General features: G+C 67.4%; 1 protein-coding gene. It reads left to right on the top strand.

All coding sequences use genetic code 11. From position 1 onward, the window contains the following. Positions 1-17: 17 nt before the first annotated feature. Positions 18-224 (top strand): condensation domain-containing protein (locus tag H7I57_RS17305; RefSeq protein ID WP_372510251.1); only part of this gene is annotated, 207 nt, incomplete at its 3' end.

Here is a 224-nt window from a genome sequence, read left to right on the forward strand (position 1 = left end):
CCGAACGGTTCCGGGTCGTGCTGACCAACCATCACATCGTGCTGGACGGCTGGTCGCTGCCGATCCTGCTGCAGGAGATCTTCGCCGGCTATCTGGGTCACCGGCTACCTCCGGGCGGGAACTTCCGGCGCCTCGTCGAGTGGTCGGCCGATCGTGACCTCGAAGCCGCACAACAGGCTTGGCGCGACGTGCTCGCCGGCTTCGACACCCCCACCCTGGTCGCT

Origin of the sequence: Mycolicibacterium pyrenivorans (assembly GCF_025821625.1) — a bacterium.
Taxonomy (GTDB): Bacteria; Actinomycetota; Actinomycetes; order Mycobacteriales; family Mycobacteriaceae; genus Mycobacterium; species Mycobacterium pyrenivorans.